Source organism: Pseudomonas sp. CFBP 13710, from assembly GCF_014842235.1.
Classification (GTDB): Bacteria; Pseudomonadota; Gammaproteobacteria; order Pseudomonadales; family Pseudomonadaceae; genus Aquipseudomonas; species Aquipseudomonas baltica.
Genome location: NZ_JACYVJ010000007.1, coordinates 163,900 through 182,806, shown reverse-complemented (window position 1 = coordinate 182,806; position 18,907 = coordinate 163,900). Strand labels below are relative to the sequence as shown.

The 18,907-nt window shown below is 63.5% G+C and carries 17 protein-coding genes; 8 read left to right on the top strand and 9 right to left on the bottom strand.

The window, feature by feature from the left end; genetic code table 11:
* Nucleotides 1-82: 82 nt before the first annotated feature.
* Both argA and argE read right to left on the bottom strand, forming a co-directional pair.
* The gene (gene argA / locus IFT44_RS16320; protein WP_122479849.1) at nt 83-1,381 is read right to left on the bottom strand and encodes an amino-acid N-acetyltransferase; all 1,299 of its coding nucleotides are present in this window, start codon (nt 1,379-1,381) and stop codon (nt 83-85) included.
* Between the two features lie 134 nt (nt 1,382-1,515).
* Nucleotides 1,516-2,670 carry an acetylornithine deacetylase gene (gene argE, locus IFT44_RS16315; RefSeq protein ID WP_192176232.1) on the bottom strand — a complete coding sequence of 385 codons (1,155 nt, stop codon included), beginning with the start codon at nt 2,668-2,670 and terminating at the stop codon, nt 1,516-1,518.
* A 139-nt stretch (nt 2,671-2,809) separates the two neighbouring features.
* On the opposite strand from argE, the gene IFT44_RS16310 reads away from it, so the two are divergent.
* Nucleotides 2,810-4,177, top strand: a complete 1,368-nt coding sequence (locus IFT44_RS16310; RefSeq protein ID WP_192176231.1) for a CYTH domain-containing protein — start codon at nt 2,810-2,812, stop codon at nt 4,175-4,177.
* Nucleotides 4,178-4,264: 87 nt separating this feature from the next.
* Here IFT44_RS16310 and IFT44_RS16305 read toward each other — a convergent pair whose 3' ends face one another.
* Nucleotides 4,265-4,735: an Lrp/AsnC family transcriptional regulator gene (locus tag IFT44_RS16305; protein WP_122796211.1), complete on the bottom strand. Its 471-nt coding sequence runs from the start codon at nt 4,733-4,735 to the stop codon at nt 4,265-4,267.
* Between the two features lie 127 nt (nt 4,736-4,862).
* Here IFT44_RS16305 and IFT44_RS16300 point away from each other — a divergent pair, with 127 nt between their 5' ends.
* From IFT44_RS16300 to IFT44_RS16290, 3 genes are all read left to right on the top strand, one after another.
* On the top strand, nt 4,863-5,189 hold the full coding sequence (locus IFT44_RS16300) for a hypothetical protein (RefSeq protein WP_192176230.1): 327 nt from the start codon (nt 4,863-4,865) through the stop codon (nt 5,187-5,189).
* Nucleotides 5,190-5,290: 101 nt separating this feature from the next.
* Nucleotides 5,291-7,081, top strand: a complete 1,791-nt coding sequence (locus IFT44_RS16295) for a GspE/PulE family protein (RefSeq protein ID WP_192176229.1) — start codon at nt 5,291-5,293, stop codon at nt 7,079-7,081.
* Nucleotides 7,082-7,203: 122 nt separating this feature from the next.
* The gene (locus IFT44_RS16290) at nt 7,204-7,521 is read left to right on the top strand and encodes a DUF2388 domain-containing protein (RefSeq protein ID WP_122479854.1); all 318 of its coding nucleotides are present in this window, start codon (nt 7,204-7,206) and stop codon (nt 7,519-7,521) included.
* Between the two features lie 86 nt (nt 7,522-7,607).
* Here IFT44_RS16290 and betT read toward each other — a convergent pair whose 3' ends face one another.
* Both betT and epsC read right to left on the bottom strand, forming a co-directional pair.
* A complete protein-coding gene (betT, locus tag IFT44_RS16285; protein WP_185794803.1) occupies nt 7,608-9,569 on the bottom strand; it encodes a choline transporter BetT in 1,962 nt (653 codons plus the stop codon).
* Nucleotides 9,570-9,804: 235 nt separating this feature from the next.
* Nucleotides 9,805-10,743, bottom strand: a complete 939-nt coding sequence (epsC, locus tag IFT44_RS16280) for a serine O-acetyltransferase EpsC (RefSeq protein WP_192176228.1) — start codon at nt 10,741-10,743, stop codon at nt 9,805-9,807.
* 274 nt (nt 10,744-11,017) lie between these two features.
* On the opposite strand from epsC, the gene tcyJ reads away from it, so the two are divergent.
* From tcyJ to tcyN, 3 genes are read left to right on the top strand one after another with little or no spacing between them, the layout of a single operon-like run.
* The gene (gene tcyJ / locus IFT44_RS16275) at nt 11,018-11,809 is read left to right on the top strand and encodes a cystine ABC transporter substrate-binding protein (protein WP_122479857.1); all 792 of its coding nucleotides are present in this window, start codon (nt 11,018-11,020) and stop codon (nt 11,807-11,809) included.
* Nucleotides 11,809-12,474, top strand: coding sequence for a cystine ABC transporter permease (gene tcyL / locus IFT44_RS16270; protein WP_122480127.1), 666 nt, complete (start codon nt 11,809-11,811; stop codon nt 12,472-12,474). Before tcyJ ends, tcyL begins: the two co-directional genes overlap by 1 nt.
* Before the next feature lie 4 nt (nt 12,475-12,478).
* Nucleotides 12,479-13,228, top strand: coding sequence for an L-cystine ABC transporter ATP-binding protein TcyN (gene tcyN, locus IFT44_RS16265; RefSeq protein ID WP_192176227.1), 750 nt, complete (start codon nt 12,479-12,481; stop codon nt 13,226-13,228).
* A 6-nt stretch (nt 13,229-13,234) separates the two neighbouring features.
* On the opposite strand, the gene IFT44_RS16260 is transcribed toward tcyN, so the two are convergent.
* The 4 genes from IFT44_RS16260 to IFT44_RS16245 all read right to left on the bottom strand — a co-directional run bounded on the left by IFT44_RS16260 (nt 13,235) and on the right by IFT44_RS16245 (nt 17,382).
* Nucleotides 13,235-14,143 carry an SdiA-regulated domain-containing protein gene (locus IFT44_RS16260; RefSeq protein ID WP_122479859.1) on the bottom strand — a complete coding sequence of 303 codons (909 nt, stop codon included), beginning with the start codon at nt 14,141-14,143 and terminating at the stop codon, nt 13,235-13,237.
* A gap of 128 nt (nt 14,144-14,271) precedes the next feature.
* Nucleotides 14,272-15,183, bottom strand: coding sequence for an SdiA-regulated domain-containing protein (locus tag IFT44_RS16255; protein ID WP_192176226.1), 912 nt, complete (start codon nt 15,181-15,183; stop codon nt 14,272-14,274).
* A 110-nt stretch (nt 15,184-15,293) separates the two neighbouring features.
* Entirely contained in the window at nt 15,294-15,959 is a 666-nt protein-coding gene (locus tag IFT44_RS16250) for a fumarylacetoacetate hydrolase family protein (protein WP_122479861.1), read from the bottom strand.
* Between the two features lie 28 nt (nt 15,960-15,987).
* Nucleotides 15,988-17,382 carry an FAD-binding oxidoreductase gene (locus IFT44_RS16245; RefSeq protein WP_192059435.1) on the bottom strand — a complete coding sequence of 465 codons (1,395 nt, stop codon included), beginning with the start codon at nt 17,380-17,382 and terminating at the stop codon, nt 15,988-15,990.
* 214 nt (nt 17,383-17,596) lie between these two features.
* On the opposite strand from IFT44_RS16245, the gene serA reads away from it, so the two are divergent.
* Nucleotides 17,597-18,826 carry a phosphoglycerate dehydrogenase gene (gene serA / locus IFT44_RS16240; RefSeq protein ID WP_185794720.1) on the top strand — a complete coding sequence of 410 codons (1,230 nt, stop codon included), beginning with the start codon at nt 17,597-17,599 and terminating at the stop codon, nt 18,824-18,826.
* Nucleotides 18,827-18,907: the final 81 nt, after the last annotated feature.

The following is an 18,907-nucleotide window of genomic DNA, read 5'->3' as shown; positions in this document are numbered from 1 at the left end:
CCGCTCCTACGGATGGCCTCGACCTCACGTAGGAGCGGTCATCGGCCGCGAAAAAGGCGCCGCCGATCCAGCGGATGCCCCGCTACAGCGCTTTTTCGAAGATCTTCGAATTGCGCTGGTAGTTGTACAGCGAGGCGCGCGCCGAGGGCAGGCGTTCGACACCGCTGGGCACGAAGCCACGCTCGCGAAACCAGTGCGCCGTACGGGTGGTCAGCACGAACAGGGTGTTGAGCCCGAGCGCGCGCGCCCGTTCCTCGATGCGCTCGAGCAGCTCGTCGCCACGCCCGCCGTGGCGGTATTCCGGATTCACCGCCAGGCAGGCCAGCTCACCGGTCTGCGAATCGGCGATCGGGTATAACGCCGCGCAGGCGATGATCATGCCTTCGCGCTCGACCACGCTGAACTGGGTGATCTCACGCTCCAATACTTCCCGGGAGCGGCGCACCAGAATGCCCTGCTCTTCCAGCGGACTGATTAAGTCCAGCAGCCCACCGACGTCTTCGATGTTGGCTTCGCGCACCTGTTCGAACTGCTCTTGCGCCACCAGGGTGCCGCCGCCATTGCGAGTGAACAGCTCGGTCAGCAGTGCACCGTCTTCGGCGTAGCTGACGATATGCGCGCGGCTGACGCCACCCTTGCACGCCTGAGCGGCGGCATCGAGCAACTCGCCCTGGTAGTCGTTGCCCAGACGCAGCAAGTGCGCCGGTACCTGCTGCGGACGCAGCTCGCGCACCAGATGACCGGTTTCGTCGAGCAAGCCCGGCTCGGCGCCGAACAGCAGCAACTTGTCGGCTTCCAGGTCGATGGCTGCCCGCGTGGCCACGTCTTCGCAGGCAATGTTGAAGATCTCGCCGGTGGGCGAATAGCCCAGTGGTGACAGCAGCACGATCGAGCGTTCGTCGAGCAGGCGATTGATGCCCTTGCGATCGACCCGGCGCACTTCGCCGGTATGGTGGTAATCGACACCCTCGACCACGCCGATCGGCCGCGCCGTGACCAGGTTGCCGCCCGCCACGCGCAACCGCGAGCCCTGCATCGGTGAGGACGCCATGTCCATGGACAGGCGTGCCTCGATGGCGATCCGCAGGTGACCCACGGCATCGATCACGCATTCGAGCGTGGCCGCATCGGTGACCCGCAGGTTGCGATGGTAATGCGGGCTCAGACCGCGCGCGGCCAGGCGGCTCTCGATCTGCGGGCGCGACCCGTGGACCAGCACCAGGCGCACGCCCATGCTGTGCAGCAGCACCAGGTCGTGGACGATATTGCCGAAGTTGGGGTGGGCAACGCCTTCGCCGGGAAGCATCACCACGAAGGTGCAGTCACGGTGGGCATTGATGTAGGGAGAAGCGTGGCGAAGCCAATTCACGTAGTCGGGCATGACAGCAAAAGCCTGTAGAAAAGTGGGACGAAAAGCATCACTCGGCGCACAGCGGTATGAGGGTTATCGTCGTGACAGGCTAGGCAACACGCGTGCACTCCTTGCATGGATGGCGGCCTCGGGGGCGGTCAGATTCAGGTAATCACCGATTCGAGGCAGTAATGCCCGATCAGTTCACGCAATAGACGCACGGTAGGCTGCAAACGTGACATTTCGAGGTATTCGCCGGGCTGGTGGGCACAGGCGATGTTGCCCGGACCCAGCACCAGGGTTTCACACCCCATGCTCTGCAGGTATGGCGCCTCGGTGCCGAAGCCCACGGCGGCTGCAGTGTGCCCGGTCAGGCGCTCGGCGACCCGGACCAGCTCGGCGTCGGCACGCTGCTCGAAGGGGGGGACCTCGGCGAACAACGGGGCATAGTCGATCTTCACCTGGTGCAGCTCGGCCAACGGTGCCAGCTTGCCGAGAATCGCGGCACGCAGGACCTGCGGGTCCATGCCCGGCAACGGCCGCAGGTCGAACTCCAGCGAGCATTGCCCGCAGATACGGTTGGGGTTGTCGCCGCCGTGGATGCAACCCAGGTTCAAGGTCGGCTGGGGCACACTGAACTGGGCATTGTTGTACTCGCGCTGCCATTGTTGGCGCAGGCTCAGCAACTCACCGATCGCCCCGTGCATCGCTTCCAGGGCGCTGTGGCCCAGGCTTGGGTCCGAGGAATGGCCACTGCGACCGAGGATGTCGATGCGCTCCATCATCACCCCCTTGTGCAGGCGGATCGGCCTGAGCCCGGTCGGCTCGCCGATGACCGCGGCACGGCCCAACGGGCGACCGGCCGCGGCCAGCGCCTTGGCGCCGGACATCGAACTTTCCTCGTCACAGGTGGCGAGGATGATCAGCGGCTGCTTGAACGGCTGGTCGATCAGGCCGCGCACCGCCTCGATCGCCAGTGCGAAGAAGCCCTTCATGTCGCAACTGCCCAGCCCGACCCAGCGTCCGTCGACTTCGGTGAGCTTGAGCGGATCGGTGCTCCACAGCGCCTCGTCGTAGGGCACCGTGTCGCTGTGCCCGGCCAGCACCAGGCCCCCGGGGCCGCTGCCGAACGTGGCGATCAGGTTGAACTTGCCGGGCTCGACCTGCTGGATATCGCAGGCAAAACCCAGGTCGGACAGCCAGCCGGCCAGCATATCGATCACCTGGCGGTTGGACTGGTCCAGGCTGGGCTGGGTGCAACTCACCGAAGGCGCCGCGATGAGGGCGGCGAACTGTTCCTGCATGGACGGCAATGGCATGGCGAACCTCCCGGGGCGAGCCCCATCATAGAGCCATCGGGCGCCAAGAATAAACCGCCGTGGCGCGACTGCTGTACACTGCACGGCCTTATCTAGTCATCAGCGCGTTGTTGTCCGCCAGCGCTTGGATTGCCCCCTCATGCACAAAGAAACCGAAATCAAACTGCGCGTCAGCCGCGAAACGCTTGCTGCCTTGCGTGAGCACCCTTTGCTGAAGAAGCGCAACAAAAGTGGCTGGGAGCGCCGAGAGCTGTTCAACCAGTACTTCGACACGCCTGCGCGCGAACTGGCGGCGGCCAAGGTTGCCCTGCGCCTGCGTCGCGATGGCGAAGAAGTCATCCAGACCCTCAAGACCCGTGGCAGCAGCGTGGCCGGGCTGTCGCAGCGCAACGAGTACGACTGGACCCTGCCCAAGGCCAAGCTCGACCTGAAGAAACTCGACGGCGAATGCTGGCCCGAGCAACTGGCCGAACTCGACAAGAAGACCATCAAGCCGGTGTTCACCACCGATTTCGTGCGCGAGCGGGCAGAGATCGCCTGGGGCCGCGGCAAGGCCCGGGTGGTGATCGAGGCGGCCCTGGACCTGGGCAAGGTCATCGTCGGCAAGCAGTCCGAAGAGATCTGCGAACTGGAGCTGGAGCTGCGTGAAGGCGAGCCATCGGCATTGCTCGAGCTGGCCGCCGAACTGGCCGAGAAACTGGCGCTGATGCCCTGTGACATCAGCAAGGCCGAGCGCGGCTATCGCCTCAGCGATCCGGACAGCTACGCCCTGAGCCTGCCGGCGCCGGAACTGAACGCTGAAACCTCGCTCGACGACGCCTTCACCGCCTTGGCCTGGCACCTGTTGGCGAACAGCCAGCGCCTGGCCGAGCAGTACCGTTTCAACGGCCACTGGCGCCTGCTGCAGGACTGGGTACAACAACTCGTCGAACTGCGCGGACTGGTTGGCAGTCTCGGCCAGGCCGCTCCACGCACCAGCAGCAACGAGCTGCGCACCTCCCTCGATGCGCTGCTCGAAGACTGGCGCCCGCTGGTGCAGGCCGGGCAGGAGGACGAGGACGTGCGCAAGGCCGCGCCCGAGCAGTTCGCCGAAGAGCTGCTGGACGTGCGCTGGGGCCAGTTCTCGCTGAACACTTCGCGCTGGCTGCTGGGCCGCCTGTGGACGGTCGAGCGCAACAACCGCGGCAACCGCCAGGGCGCCGCCCATCTGCAAAGCTGGCTGGGCCACCTGCTGGCCGAAGAAGGCGCAGCGCTGCAACTGCCGCGCTACCAGCAGCAGCCCGAGGACCTGGCCGAGCAGTTGCCACGCATCGAACGCATCCAGAGCTGGTTGCATCTGGCCCGCGGTGTGCTGGACGTGCCGGAAGTGGACCGCCTGTTCGGCGAACTGAACAAGCTGCATGCATTGGCCAGCCTGGATATCAGCGATGAAGTGCTGGACGCGCGGATGCAGCAGGCCATTGCCGTGAGCCAGAACCGCGCCTGGAAACTGCTGCTGCGCAAGTAAGCTTTGCGGGGTTTTTCCGACCTCTTCGCGGCTGCCAGCCGCTCCTACAGGGTGTTGTGAACCTGTAGGAGCGGCTGGCATCGCGCCTCACCGATTAACCGGCAAACTGGTGGTGGACTTGATTTCGGACAGCGCCACCGTCGAATTCACCTCTTGAATGCCCGGCACCATAGACAGTTTCTCGAAGAAAAAACGCTCGTATGCTTCGATGTCCGGCGTGACGATGCGCAGCAGGAAATCGACATTGCCCATCAACACATAGCACTCCAGCACTTCCGGAAAGCCGCGTATCGCTTCGGTGAACTCGGTGAAGTTCGAGCGACCGTGGGCGTTGAGTTTCACTTCGGCGAATATCTGCGTGTTGAGGCCGATCTTCTTGCGGTCCAGCAGCGTCACCTGCGCCCTGATCACCCCCTCTTCCTTGAGCCGCTGGATGCGCCGCCAGCAGGGTGACTGCGACAAGCCCACCTGCTCGGCGATCTGCGCGCTGGAGAGCGTGGCGTCCTCTTGCAGCAATGCGAGGATGCGCCGGTCATAAGCATCCAAAGAACTTTGCATAGAAATGCCTCTGCCTTGCTGTTTATGAAATTGCACAATTCAAGATAGCTCAATAACTCGCCGAGTCAGGCAAGAAATACCCGTTCCAGCGTGGGAGACTTTCTCCCATCGACCACGGAGATCGCCCATGTCCGCCTTTGAACTGCTGACCTCGCCGCGCCCCGATGTCTGGGCCGCAGGCAAACTGACCACCACCGTGCAGTTCAGCCTGAGTGCCGAGATCGAGGCCGACGTGCTGTGCCGGGTGCTCAATCTGTTTGCCATGCAGTACCTGATCCCCCGGCAGCTCGCTGCATCCCAGGTAGCGGACAGCCTGCAGATCCAGGTGCAGGTGGGCGAGTTGACCTGGCACCGCGCACAGGTCATCGCGGAAAAGATGCGCAACCTGATCAGCGTGTTCGATGTGCAACTGGTCGATGCCCAGCACCCGGCCCAGGTACAGTCGTACGCTTGAGCGGCCGACAAATGCGGCAACGGTTGCCATGACGGCGACTTCCGGCACGGGCGCTAGGCTGGGTAGCACGACAGATCGCGCACCGCCAAGGAGGCCTCCGCATGACCCTCGTCGCCACTCCCCGCCGACATTGCCACGACGGCAGCCTGAACCTCGATGATCTGATCGACGGCCTGATCGACGAAGGCCTCATCGCAGCGGACGTCGCCCAGGCACTGTGCGACGACTTGAAACAGGAATGCGCGCACCCAGCCCACCCCCTGCAACGGCTCGCCGACTGCCGATTGCCCGACCCGCGCCAACCCGGGCACCTGCTGACGCTCGAGGTCCTGAGCCGGTGGCTGGCGGACCACGCCGGGCAACCCTACCTGCGCATCGACCCGCTGTGCATCGACGTTGCCACCGTGGTCGCCTTGATGCCCCAGGCCTTCGCCATGCGCCACAACATTCTCGCCGTGGCCGTAGACGAACACAGCGTTACCATCGCCAGCGCGCAGCCCTGGCAGCGCCAGTGGGAAGCCGACCTGGCCCACGCACTCAAACGCTCGATCAAGCGCGTGGTCGCCAACCCCGCGGACATCCAGCGTTTCACCGAACAATTCTTTCAGCTGGCGCGCTCGGTCAGCGGCGCCAGGGTCCAGGGCCAGCCCGGCGCCGCGGGCAATCTGGAGCAGCTGCTGCAACTGGGCGACATGGCCACGGTGCCCGCTGCCAGCGACCAGCACGTCATCAATATCGTCGACTGGCTGTTCCAATACGCGTTCGAGCAGCGCGCCAGTGACATTCATATCGAGCCGCGGCGCGACTTCGGTGCGCTGCGCTTTCGCATCGATGGCTTGCTGCATTGCGTGTACCGGTTCCCCGAGCAGGTCACCCTGGCTATCGTCAGCCGCCTGAAAAGCCTGGGGCGCATGAACGTCGCCGAGAAGCGCAAGCCTCAGGATGGCCGGATCAAGACCCGCCTGCCGCAGGGCCAGGAAATCGAGCTGCGCCTGTCCACCCTGCCCACGGCCTTCGGCGAAAAGCTGGTGATGCGCATCTTCGACCCTCAGGTGTTGCTCAAGGATTTTGCCCAGCTGGGCCTGGTGGCCGAAGACCTGCGGCGCTGGCAGCAGATGACCTCCCAGGCGCACGGCATCGTGCTGGTGACCGGACCCACGGGTTCGGGCAAGACCACCACGCTGTACACCACCCTCAAGCAGCTGGCGACCCCGCAGATCAACCTGTGCACCATCGAAGATCCGATCGAGATGGTCGAACCGGCCTTCAACCAGCTGCAGGTGCAGCACAACATCGACCTGGACTTTGCCAGTGGCCTGCGTGCACTGATGCGGCAGGATCCGGACATCATCATGATCGGTGAGATCCGCGACCTGGAGACGGCCGAGATGGCGATCCAGGCGGCCCTCACCGGCCATCTGGTGGTATCGACGCTGCACACCAACGATGCCGTGGGCGCGATCACTCGCCTGCTGGAACTGGGTGTCGCGCACTACCTGATCAAAGCGACGGTGCTGGGCGTCATGGCGCAGCGCTTGGTACGTACGCTGTGCGAAGACTGCAAGGCGCCGGTGCGCATCGACCCGAAGAGCTGGCAGGCGCTCATCGAGCCTTGGCGCATGGCCGTGCCCGAGGGTGCGCGGCGGGCCGTCGGCTGTCCGCGCTGTCGCGACACCGGTTACTGCGGACGTGCCGGGGTCTATGAAGTGCTACTGATAAGCGACGGCGTGAAGGCCTGCATCGACGCCCACACCGACCTCGCCGAGCTGCGGCGCCAGGCCTGCCGGGAGGGCATGCGCAGCCTGCGCCTGAGTGGCGCACGGCAGATCGCCGCCGGCCTGACCACGCTCGAGGAGGTGCTGCGCGTCACCCCGCGCATCGAGTCGCTGTAACGCCACCGCGGCAGGCAAGCCGTTGGCCTTGGGGAACTTGGACGTGGTTGGCCGTATCCAACATGCGAACGACAACTGCCCCGGATTACATTCGTACCGGATCACACTGTGGAGTCTCGATCATGCGCCTCAAAACCGCCGTTGCTACCCTCGCGTTGCTGTCCCTGCCCGTAAGCTCGGCCATGGCCGACCCCTTCTGGCGCAACGTGCTCTCTTCCGGCGCCACGACCGGCTCCTCCTACCTGACCTTCAAGGATCACAAGTTGATCATCGCCGCCCAGGACGATGCCGGCAGCTTCGTGGCCAGCGAAGGCGGTATCCGTGGCCCGTACCTGGAAGCCGCGATCCACAAGGTACGCGCCGAGAACCCTGGCCTGCAGGCTTCCGACATGGATCTGGCCAACGCCATCCTGGCCCGGAACGCCGTCGCCGACAACTGACAGCGCAGCCATGAAAAAACCCTCGCACCCAGGTGCGAGGGTTTTTTTGTGTGCAGGTTATTTGCACGGGCGCGAGCAAGGGGCTGTCAGCGCACCAGATGCAGGAACTGCATGTGCCGTTCGTACTGGTCGAGGATGTCGTTGATGATCTGCTCCTTGCTGTAGCCGACCAGGTCGTAGTCCTGGCTGCCTTCGGCCAGATGCACCTCGGCACGGTAGTAGCGCCGGTTCTTCAGTTCCTGATTGCCCATGCCGCCACGGGCGAAGGATGGCGTGAAGTAACCGCGCATCTGCACCTGATAGATGAACGGACGTTCTTCACCATGACCGATCTCGAAGATCACGTTGTCGTGAGGGGTGTCCTCTTGCGCAACGGCATCCAGGCCCTTCTCGGCGAACGATGCGGTGACTTCGGCCACGGCCGGCCGTACGTGGGTGTCCATGAACCGGTACACCTCGTCACGCGAAGGGAAGCTCACGGCCTGGCTCAACCGCTGTCGCCAGCCGCCTCGCCCTGGCCGCGAGCTGGCAACCGGCGCCAGCGAATACAGCTGGGCGATCTTGCGCTGGCTTTCCATGTGGAACGCCTTGTGCAGTCCCCACATCATCGCCAGCAGAATGATCGAGAACGGCAGCGAAGTCAGCACCACCGCCGATTTCAGCGAGTCGATGCTGCCGGCGAACAGCAGGCCACTGGTGACCAGCGCGGTCATCGCACCCCAGAATACCCGCAGCCATTTCGGCCCGTCTTCGTCGGGGTTGCCGCCACGTGCCGACAAGGTGGAGAGCACGACGGTGCCCGAGTCGGCCGAGGTGACGAAGAACACGAAACTGATGAACACCGTAACGGCAATCACCGTCCTCGCCCATGGGTAGGTTTCGAGCAGCAGGTAGAGGGTCATCGACGGGTCGTCGATGGCCGACTGGCCGATGGCAGCCATGCCGTGGTTGATCACCTGGTCGATGGCGCTGTTGCCGAAGATCGACATCCAGGCCAGGGTGAAGCCCAGTGGGATCAGCAACACGCCGAAGACGAACTCGCGAATGGTGCGTCCGCGCGAGATGCGCGCAATAAACAGCCCCACGAAAGGCGACCAGGCAATCCACCAGGCCCAGTAGAACACCGTCCAGTTACCCAGCCAGTCGCTGGGTTTGTCGTAGGCGTAGACGTCGAAGCTCTTGCTGGGCAGTGCACCCAGATAATCGCCGACGTTCTGCACCAGGGTGCTGAGCAAGTGCTGGGTCGGCCCGGCGAACAGCACGAAGAGCAACAGCGCACAGGCCAGTAGCATGTTGATGTCGGACATCACCCGCACGCCCTTGTCGACACCGGAGACCGCCACCAGAATCGCTGCACCCATCATCAGGGTGATCAGGATCACCTGCACCCATTGGGTGTGAGCGACACCGAACAGGTAGTCCAGGCCGGAATTGAGGTGCAGCACGCCGAACCCCATGTCGGCCCCCAGGCCGAAGATGGTGGCGATGATGCCGAAGCCGTCCACGGCGTAGCCGATCGGCCCGTTGATGCGTTTGCCGATCAATGGGTAGAGCGCCGAACGCAGCGCCAGCGGCAGGTTGTGGCGATAGGCGAAATAGGCCAGGGCCATGCCGACGAAGGCGAACACGCCCCAACCGTGCAGGCCCCAGTGCAGGAACAGCAACTGCATGGCCTGGCGCGCGGCCTCCTGGGTGCCCGCCTCACCCTGCGGCGGTTGCAGCATATGGGTCAGCGGCTCGGAGACGCAGAAGAAGAACAGCGTGATGCTGATGCCGGCGGCGAACAACATGCCGGCCCAGGACAAATAGCTGAACTCGGGCTCGTCGTGATCGGCCCCCAGCTTGATCTTGCCGTAACCCGACAGCGCCGTGACCACGACGAACACCAGGTACAGGGTCATGGCCAGCATGTAGTACCAACCGACCGTGTTGGCGGCCCAGCTTTGCGCCGCCATCAGCCACTGGCCAGCTGCCTGCGGAAAGGAGATGACGACGATGCCGAAAATCAGGATGAAACTGGCGGCGAAGTAGAACACCGGAGGGTTCATGCGCACGTTGCCGCTTGGCGCTGATGAAGATGCACTCATGCGCTGTGCACTCCACACGTTCGTAAATGGAAGAAACTGGGCGTTTTCAGCAAGGGATGGCCTCCTGTTGAACGCGAATCGCGATCCATGGTTTTATTGAACGAGCGTTCAATTAAAACACGACTGATGGGTAGATGGCCAATTGATGGGCCGAACGGTCCTGCCTGGCAGGCCGTTCGCGGCGTCCTGCCAAGCCCTATTTCTGACTGCCGTCGTCGTGCACCAGGTTGGCCTGGGTGAGGTTGCTGCCGGCCGGCACGGTGCGCGTGAGCCAGACGTTGCCGCCGATGGTCGAGCCCTGGCCGATGGTGATGCGACCCAGGATGGTCGCGCCGGCGTAGATGACCACATCGTCCTCGACGATCGGGTGGCGCGGATGCCCCTTCTGCAGCTGCCCGGACTCGTCCGCCGGAAAGCGCTTGGCGCCCAGGGTGACCTGCTGGTAGATACGCACCCGCTCGCCGATGACGGCGGTTTCGCCGATCACCACGCCCGTGCCGTGGTCGATGAAAAAGCTTGGGCCGATGCGCGCGCCGGGGTGGATATCGATGCCGGTCGCCGAATGCGCCAGTTCCGAGCTGATGCGCGCCAGCAACGGCAGGCCGGCGAGATACAGATGGTGAGCGAGGCGATGATGGATCACCGCGAGCACGCCGGGATAGCACAGCAATACCTCATCGACACTGCGCGCCGCGGGATCGCCGTGATAGGCGGCCAGCACGTCGGTGTCGAGCAAGCGCCGCAGGCCGGGCAGCGCCGCAGCGAAATCCTGGATCAGTTCCAGGGCCCTGGCGTCGACGGCGGGCAAGTTGCAGTCGCCATTGCGCGCGGCGTAGCGCAGTTCCAGGCGGGCCTGGGTCAAGAGTTCGTTGAGCGCGGCGTCCAGGGTATGGCCTACATAGAAATCTTCGCTTTCTTCGCGCAGGTCCACCGGCCCCAGGCGCATCGGGAACAACGCGCCGCACAACTGCTCGAGCACTTTGGCCATGGCCTCGCGCGACGGCAGCTCGCGGCCGCCCTGCATGCCGCAACTGCGTCCGTTCTGCCGGCGCCAATCGGAGCGCGCCTCATGCAACTGGCCGACGATGGACTGCAACTGCCAATGGCCTCTGCGTGCCTGAGGAATGTCGTTCACGGTTATACCCTGCCTTGTGTGGAAACAGCGATGGCCGCCGGTTGGCGCCCACCATACGGGAAAAATCCAGGCGGTAAAAAGAACGCTTTGGACGTGTCGTGGAGCATCTGAACATAAGCCGCGGTCATACGTTCCGTGGGCGCCGAGGGGGCTTGTGGGCCAGCGTGGCGGTGCCTATAGTCCTGTTTTCCCATTGCGCCTTCGCCTCGACGACCGGTAACCGCACAGGTGGCCGCCAACGCTGCGAAACCCTCCCTCATTTCAAGGATCCGCCATGAAGTTTCCCGCATTGCGCAAACACCTGCTGATCGCCGGCCTGGTTCTGGGCAGTTCGCTGCTGGGCCAGGCAATGGCTGGCGAACAGTTGCAGAAAATCAAGGACGCCGGTGTCATCAACATCGGCCTGGAGGGTACCTACCCGCCGTTCAGCTTCGTGGACGAAAACGGCAAGCTGACCGGCTTCGAAGTGCAACTCTCCGAGGCCCTGGCCAAGGAACTGGGCGTCAAGGTCAAGCTGCAGCCCACCCCATGGGCCGGTATTCTCGCAGCGCTGGAGTCCAAGCGGCTCGACGTCGTGGTCAATCAGGTGACCATCTCCGATGAGCGCAAGAAGAAGTACGACTTCTCCAAGCCCTACACCGTGTCCGGTATCCAGGCCGTGGTCGCGAAGAAGAATGCCGACAGCATCAAGCAGGCCTCCGACCTGGCCGGCAAGAAAGTCGGCATGGGCCTGGGCACCAACTACGAGCAGTGGCTCAAGGACAACGTGCCGAGCGCCGTGGTGAAAACCTACGACGATGATCCGACCAAGTACCAGGACCTGCGCGTCGGCCGTATCGATGCGATTCTGGTGGACCGCCTGGCCGCCTTCGACCTGATCAACAAGACCAACGAAACCCTCGCCCTGGCAGGCGATGCGTTCTCGCGTCAGGAAGCCGGGATCGCCGTGCGCAAGGGCGAGCCGGAACTGCTCAAGGCACTCGACGACGCTCTCGACAAACTGCGCGCCGACGGCACCCTGGCCAAGCTGTCCAAGCAATGGTTCAGCGCTGACGTCACGCAATGATCGAGAGCAGCCTGCAGCTGATGCTCGATTCGGCACCCTTTCTGCTCAAGGGTGCCTACTACACGGTCTTCCTCAGCCTGGGCGGAATGTTCTTCGGCCTGCTGCTGGGGTTCGGCCTGGCGTTGATGCGGTTGTCCCGAAGCCGCCTGCTGAGCTGGCCGGCCAGGGTCTACGTGTCGTTCTTCCGCGGCACGCCGTTGCTGGTCCAGCTGTTCGTCATCTACTACGGCCTGCCGCAGATCGGTATCGAACTGGACCCGTTGCCCGCTGCACTCATCGGCTTTTCGCTGAACATGGCCGCCTATGCCTGTGAAATCCTGCGGGCGGCGATCGCGTCCATCGAGCGCGGTCAGTGGGAGGCAGCTGCCAGCATCGGCATGACCCGCGCGCAGACCTTGCGCCGGGCCATCCTGCCGCAGGCCATGCGCACCGCCCTGCCGCCACTGGGCAACAGTTTCATTTCACTGGTCAAGGACACGGCACTGGCAGCGACCATTCAGGTACCGGAGCTGTTCCGCCAGGCGCAGTTGATCACCGCCCGTACGTTCGAGATCTTCACCATGTACCTGGCGGCCGCATTGATCTACTGGCTGTTGGCAAGCGTTCTGGCGCACCTGCAGAATCATCTGGAACGGCGGGTCAACCGCCACGACCAAGAGGCATGAAGCAATGATCGTGGTAAAGGGCCTGACCAAACAGTTCGATGGCCACAGCGTGCTCAAGGGCATCGACCTGGAGATCGCCGCCGGTGAGGTGGTGGCGATCATCGGCCCCAGCGGCTCGGGCAAGACGACCTTCCTGCGCTGCCTGAACCTGCTGGAAACACCTACCAGTGGCCAGATCCGTGTGGGCGACATCGAAATCGACGGAGCCCGCGTGGCGCAGCAGCAGGGCCTGATTCGCGAGTTGCGCCAGCAGGTGGGTTTCGTCTTCCAGAACTTCAACCTGTTTCCCCATCGCACGGCGTTGGCGAACGTCATCGAAGGGCCGCTGGTGGTAAAGAAGATGGCCAAGGCCGAAGCGACCGAACTGGGCCGCGAGCTGTTGGCCAAGGTTGGCCTGGCCGGCAAGGAAGAGGCCTACCCCAGGCGGCTCTCGGGCGGTCAGCAGCAGCGCGTGGCGATTGCCCGGGCGCTGGCCATGCAGCCGCAGGTCATCCTCTTCGACGAGCCGACTTCAGCGCTGGACCCGGAGCTGGTCGGCGAAGTGCTGGCAACGATTCGGGGCCTGGCGCAGGAAAAGCGCACCATGGTCATCGTCACCCACGAGATGCAGTTCGCCCGCGACGTGGCCAATCGTGTGGTGTTCTTCGACCAGGGGGTGATCGTGGAACAGGGACCGGCCCGCGAGTTGTTCGCCAACCCGCAGCAGGCACGGACCCGGCAGTTTCTCGACAAGTTCCTGCACCCCGAGGGCTAGCGCCGTTCAGCGCTTGCGGAACACGTAGAACAGGTTGGGTTCGCTGACCATGTACAGGTTGCCATCGTCGTCCATGGCGATGCCTTCGGGTTGCGGCACGCTCTTGCTCAAGCCTTGGCGGCCCTTGCGCAGCGACATGGTGCTCAGGGGCCGGCCCTGCACGTCCAGTTCCAGCACCAACAGCGATTCGTCCGACAGGGCCAGCAGGTGGCCGCTGCGCTCGTCGTATTGCAGACTGGAAAGGTCGCGCACGAACAGGCCGGCATCGCGCCGGCGGTCCTGGGTCACCTGCACGTCCAGCGGCTTGTCGCTGACCCCGCGCGGAAAGCCCTGCACTTCGTAGATCAGCATGGGATCGCGCTCGCGCGCCACGAACAGGCGCTTGCCGGTCGAGTCGTAGGCCAACCCCTCGAAACCCTTGTTGCTGCGGCCACCGAAGTTGAGGCTCAACTGCTCGGCCTGCTGGGCGTCGATGATCTGCGTATCGTCGGTGACGTTGACCTTGATCAGGCGCTGCTGGCGCTCGTCGGTGATCACGTAGACGCCAGGGCTGATGTACTCGACCGCCTCCGGGTCGCCGAACCCGACCAGCGCGATACGTCGCAGGATGGTGCCCTGCAGCGACAGCTCGATCAGCTCGGAACGTTGGTTGGTAACGGTGAACAGGGTCTTGCGCGATGGATCGAAGGTCAGTGCCGAGATGTCGTCGTCCAGGCCTTCGACCACCTGCGCCTCGATATCCACCTGATAGCTGTCCAGGTTGATTGCGCCTGGCAGCGGGCCTCCGAGCCAGCGCTCGACGTTGAAACTGGCCCGTTCGATCCAGCGAAAGTGATGCAGTGCGGCGAAGGCGCAGATCAGTGCAAGCAGTGCCGCGATCAGCAGCAGGTGAATGGGTCGAACGAAGAAACGCATCGCGTCGGGCTCTGAAGTGAAGTGTGCGCATCAAACCATTAAATGATGAAGCCAGGCTTAAGTTTCTACGGATTGATTTGTAGGAAACGTCGAAGCAATTGCAGCGCCAGAAGACGCTGCTATCCGGCTCAACGCTTGCGCAATACGTAGAACAGATTCGGCTCGCTGACCAGGTAGATCGTGCCTTCGTCGTCCATGGTCACGCCTTCGGCGCGGGGAATGGTGTCCTTGAGGCCGTTTATGCCGCCCAGCAGGGTCATGAAGCTCCACTGCTTGCCGGTTTCGTCGTATTCCATGAGCAGGTGCGAGTCGGCCGAGAGCAGCAGGCGGTGACCGGTGCGCGGATCCACTGCCAGCGCCGAAAGGTTGCGCATGTCCAGGTCGGGCGCATCGAGGCGTTGCTTCTCGCCGGTGGGCAGGCCATCGCTGCCCAGCTTCAGCGAGAACAGCGCCGGTGGTCTTTCTTCGCCAAGCAACAGGCGCTGGTTGCGCGGATCCCAGGCCAGGGCTTCGAAAGCCTTGTTCTGGTCCGCCGAAGGGCCGAGGTCGAACGGCGCGAAGTCGGCGATGTTCAGCTCGCGGGTGTCGGCCTCGACCTTGACCACGGTCAGTTGGTGCTGGCGCTCGTCGATGATCGCCAGGCGCCCATCGGCGAGTGTGGTGATGGCCTCCGGATTGCTCCAGCCGGTCAGCGGCATCTTGCGCAGCACGTCGCCCTGCAGGCTCAGCTCGACCAGATAGGGGTTCTTGCCCATCACCGCGAACAAGGTACGGGTGCCGGGGTGATAGGTGATGTCCGAGGCTTCGTCGCCTTCCATGCCGGGCAGGGCCTTGGCGTCGATCACGGCTTCATAGTCAGGTAGCCAGACACTGGCCTTGCGCTCGGTGCTGTTGTGCGTCCACTCCTGCACCCACAGCTCGGCGCGGTCGTCCCAGTGCAAGACCACCGCGACGATGTAGGCGATCAGCAGCACCAGCAAGGTCCACAGGTACCAACGTTTATGCAGGGGGCGGGATGAATGCAGCGCGGCGCGGACCATGAAGTACCCTTGCTGGAGACGGATTCATACGGGCACATCCGAACAATGCACCCACTTGGGTGGGGGCATTATCCAGATCGAATGTAAAAAAAAGGTGAGGCGTGGGGCGACTACTGGACGCGGCTGGTGAAGCGGCTGACACCGGGCAGTTCCAGCACGATTTCGGCGCCGATTTCGAGCGGGCCTACCCCGGCCGGGGTGCCGGTGAGGATCACGTCGCCAGCCTGCAGCGAGAAGCACCCGGCCATGTACTGGATCATCGGCACGATGGCGTTGAGCATCAGGTTGCTGTTGCCGTCCTGGCGCACGTCGCCATCGATGGTCAGGCGTATCGGGATGTCGGTGAGGTCGGGGAAGCTGTCGGCCGACACGAACGGTGCGATCACTGCCGCGCCGTCGAACGACTTGGCGATTTCCCACGGCAGGCCCTTCTCGCGCAGGCGCGCCTGGACGTCGCGCAGGGTCAGGTCCAGCGCCGGGGCGAAGCCGGAGATGGCATCGATGACTTCTTCGGCACTGGGCCGGGTGCTCAGTGACTTGCCCAGCAGCACCGCGATTTCCGCCTCATAGTGCACCGCGCCGCGATCGGTCGGAATGGTGAAGGTTTCCTGCAACGGCACCACGCAGCTGCTTGGCTTGATGAACAGCAGCGGCTCGGTCGGAATCGGGTTGTCCAGCTCCTTGGCATGCTCGGCGTAGTTGCGGCCGATGCACACCACCTTGCCCAGCGGAAAGTGGATGCGGGTACCGTCGATGTACTGGTGCTGGTAGCTCATTGCTCGAACCTCTGCTCAGATGAACGTATCAAATGGAAAAGATCTTGCCAGGGTTCATGATCCCATTGGGGTCGAACACTGCCTTCATGGCTTTCATGTACTGGATTTCGACCGGCGAGCGGCTGTACTGCAGGTAGTCGCGCTTGACCATGCCCACGCCGTGCTCGGCGGAGATGGAGCCGTTGTACCTGCGCACGGTTTCGAAGACCTCGGTATTGACCAGCGCACATTCGGCAAAGAATGCGTCCTTGTCCATGTGCTCGGGCTTGAGGATGTTCAGGTGCAGGTTGCCGTCGCCGATGTGGCCGTACCAGAGCACGTCGAATGCCGGATAGCGCTCGCTGACGATGGCGTCGATCTCGCGCAGGAAAGCCGGCACCTTGGAAATGGTCACCGAGATGTCGTTCTTGTACGGCACCCAGTGGGAAATGGTTTCGGAGATGTACTCGCGCAGCTTCCACAGGTTGCGCAACTGCTGCTCGCTCTGGCTCATGACGCCATCGAGCACCCAGCCCTGCTCCACGCAGTGTTCGAAGGTGGCCAGCGCGGTGTCGGCGATGTCGTCGGTGGTGGCTTCGAACTCCAGCAGGGCATAGAACGGGCAGGCCGTTTCGAACGGCGCCGGCACGTCGCCGCGGCCCAGCACCTTGGCCAGCGCCTTGTCGGAAAAGAACTCGAACGCCGTGAGGTCGAGCTTGCCCTGAAACGCATGCAGCACCGGCATGATCGCATCGAAGTCGGCGGTGCCGAGCACCATCGCGGTGAGGTTCTTCGGCGCACGGTCCAGGCGCATGGTGGCCTCGACGATGAACCCCAGGGTGCCTTCGGCGCCGATGAACAACTGACGCAGGTCGTAGCCGGTGGCGTTCTTGACCAGGTCCTTGTTCAGCTCCAGTACATCGCCCTGGCCTGTGACCACCTTGAGGCCCGCCACCCAGTTGCGCGTCATGCCGTAGCGGATGACCTTGATGCCGCCGGCGTTGGTGCCGATGTTGCCGCCGATCTGGCTGGAACCCGACGAGGCGAAATCCACCGGGTAGTACAGGCCGTTTTCCTCGGCCAGGTTCTGCAGCTGCTTGGTGATGACGCCTGGCTGGCAGACCACGGTGCGGTCGGTGGCGTTGAAGTCGAGCACCTTGTTCATGTAGTCGAACGACACCACCACCTCGCCGTTGGCCGCTACCGCCGCAGCCGACAGACCGGTACGCCCACCCGAAGGGACCAGCGCCACCTTGCGCTCGTTGGCCCACCGCACGATGGCCTGGACCTGCTCGGTGGTCTTGGGAAAGGCGATGGCGCTGGGTGCCGGGGCGTACTGTTTGGTCCAGTCCCGGCCGTAGGTGTCGAGCGAAGCGGCATCGGTGAGGACCTTGCCAGGCTCGAGCAGGGTCTTGAGTTCATCGATCAGGGCATGACGGTTCATGGACGCGACTCTGCAAGTGAAGGATTCACGAATCGGGCGATTCGCGGCCCGCTAAACCTCGGACCATTCATAGTCACCCTGAGAACGGCTCATGACCCAGGATGGGCGTACGACAGGGAGGCTATGCTAGCATACGCCCCCCGCCAATCGAGCCCTGGCCCGGTGTGCGCCGCTTCACTTCCTGCCATTTTTTTCGGGACACAGGTTTACGCAGATGAGCAAGACTTCCCTCGACAAGAGCAAGATCAAGTTCCTTCTTCTCGAAGGCGTCCACCAATCCGCCGTGGACGTCCTCAAGGCTGCCGGCTACACCAGCATCGAGTACCACACCAAGTCGCTGCCCGAAGCCGAACTCAAGGAAAAGATTGCCGATGCGCACTTCATCGGCATTCGCTCGCGCACCCAGCTGACCGAAGAGCTGTTCGACTGTGCGAAGAAACTGGTCGCCGTGGGCTGCTTCTGCATCGGCACCAACCAGGTTGATCTGGCCGCCGCTCGCGAACGCGGTATCGCGGTGTTCAACGCACCGTATTCCAACACCCGTTCCGTGGCCGAACTGGTGCTGGCCGAAGCCATTCTGCTGTTGCGTGGCATCCCCGAGAAGAACGCTTCCTGCCACCGTGGCGGCTGGATCAAGAGCGCGGCGAACTCCTTCGAGATCCGCGGCAAGAAACTGGGCATCGTCGGCTATGGCTCGATCGGCACCCAGCTGTCGGTCCTGGCCGAAGGCCTGGGCATGCAGGTGTACTTCTACGACACCGTGACCAAGCTGCCGCTGGGCAACGCCACCCAGGTCGGCAGCCTGACCGAGCTGCTGGGCATGAGCGACATCGTCACCCTGCATGTGCCCGAAACCGCCGCCACCCAGTGGATGATCGGCGAGAAGGAAATCCGTGCCATCAAGAAGGGCGGTATCCTCATCAACGCCGCGCGCGGCACCGTGGTCGAGCTCGACGCACTGGCCGAGGCGATCAAGGACAAGCACCTGATCGGCGCTGCCATCGACGTGTTCCCGGTCGAGCCACGCTCCAACGACGACATCTTCGAAAGCCCGCTGCGTGGCCTGGACAACGTCATCCTGACCCCGCACATCGGTGGTTCCACCGCCGAGGCGCAGGCCAACATCGGCCTGGAAGTGGCCGAGAAACTGGTCAAGTACAGCGACAACGGTACCTCGGTGTCGTCGGTCAACTTCCCGGAAGTGGCTTTGCCCGCGCACCCTGGCAAGCACCGTCTGCTGCACATCCACGAGAACGTGCCGGGCGTGATGATGGAGATCAACAAGGTCTTCGCCGAGAACGCCATCAACATCTCCGGCCAGTTCCTGCAGACCAACGAAAAGGTCGGCTATGTAGTGATCGACGTCGACGCCGATTACTCGGACCTGGCGCAGGAAAAGCTGCAACAGGTCACCGGAACCATTCGCTGCCGCGTATTGTTCTGATAGCGGCCGGATTGCGGTGTGCCTGGCACACCGCGTCCTCTGGTTCGCGGCTGCCAGCCGCTCCTACAATCAACCCAGATC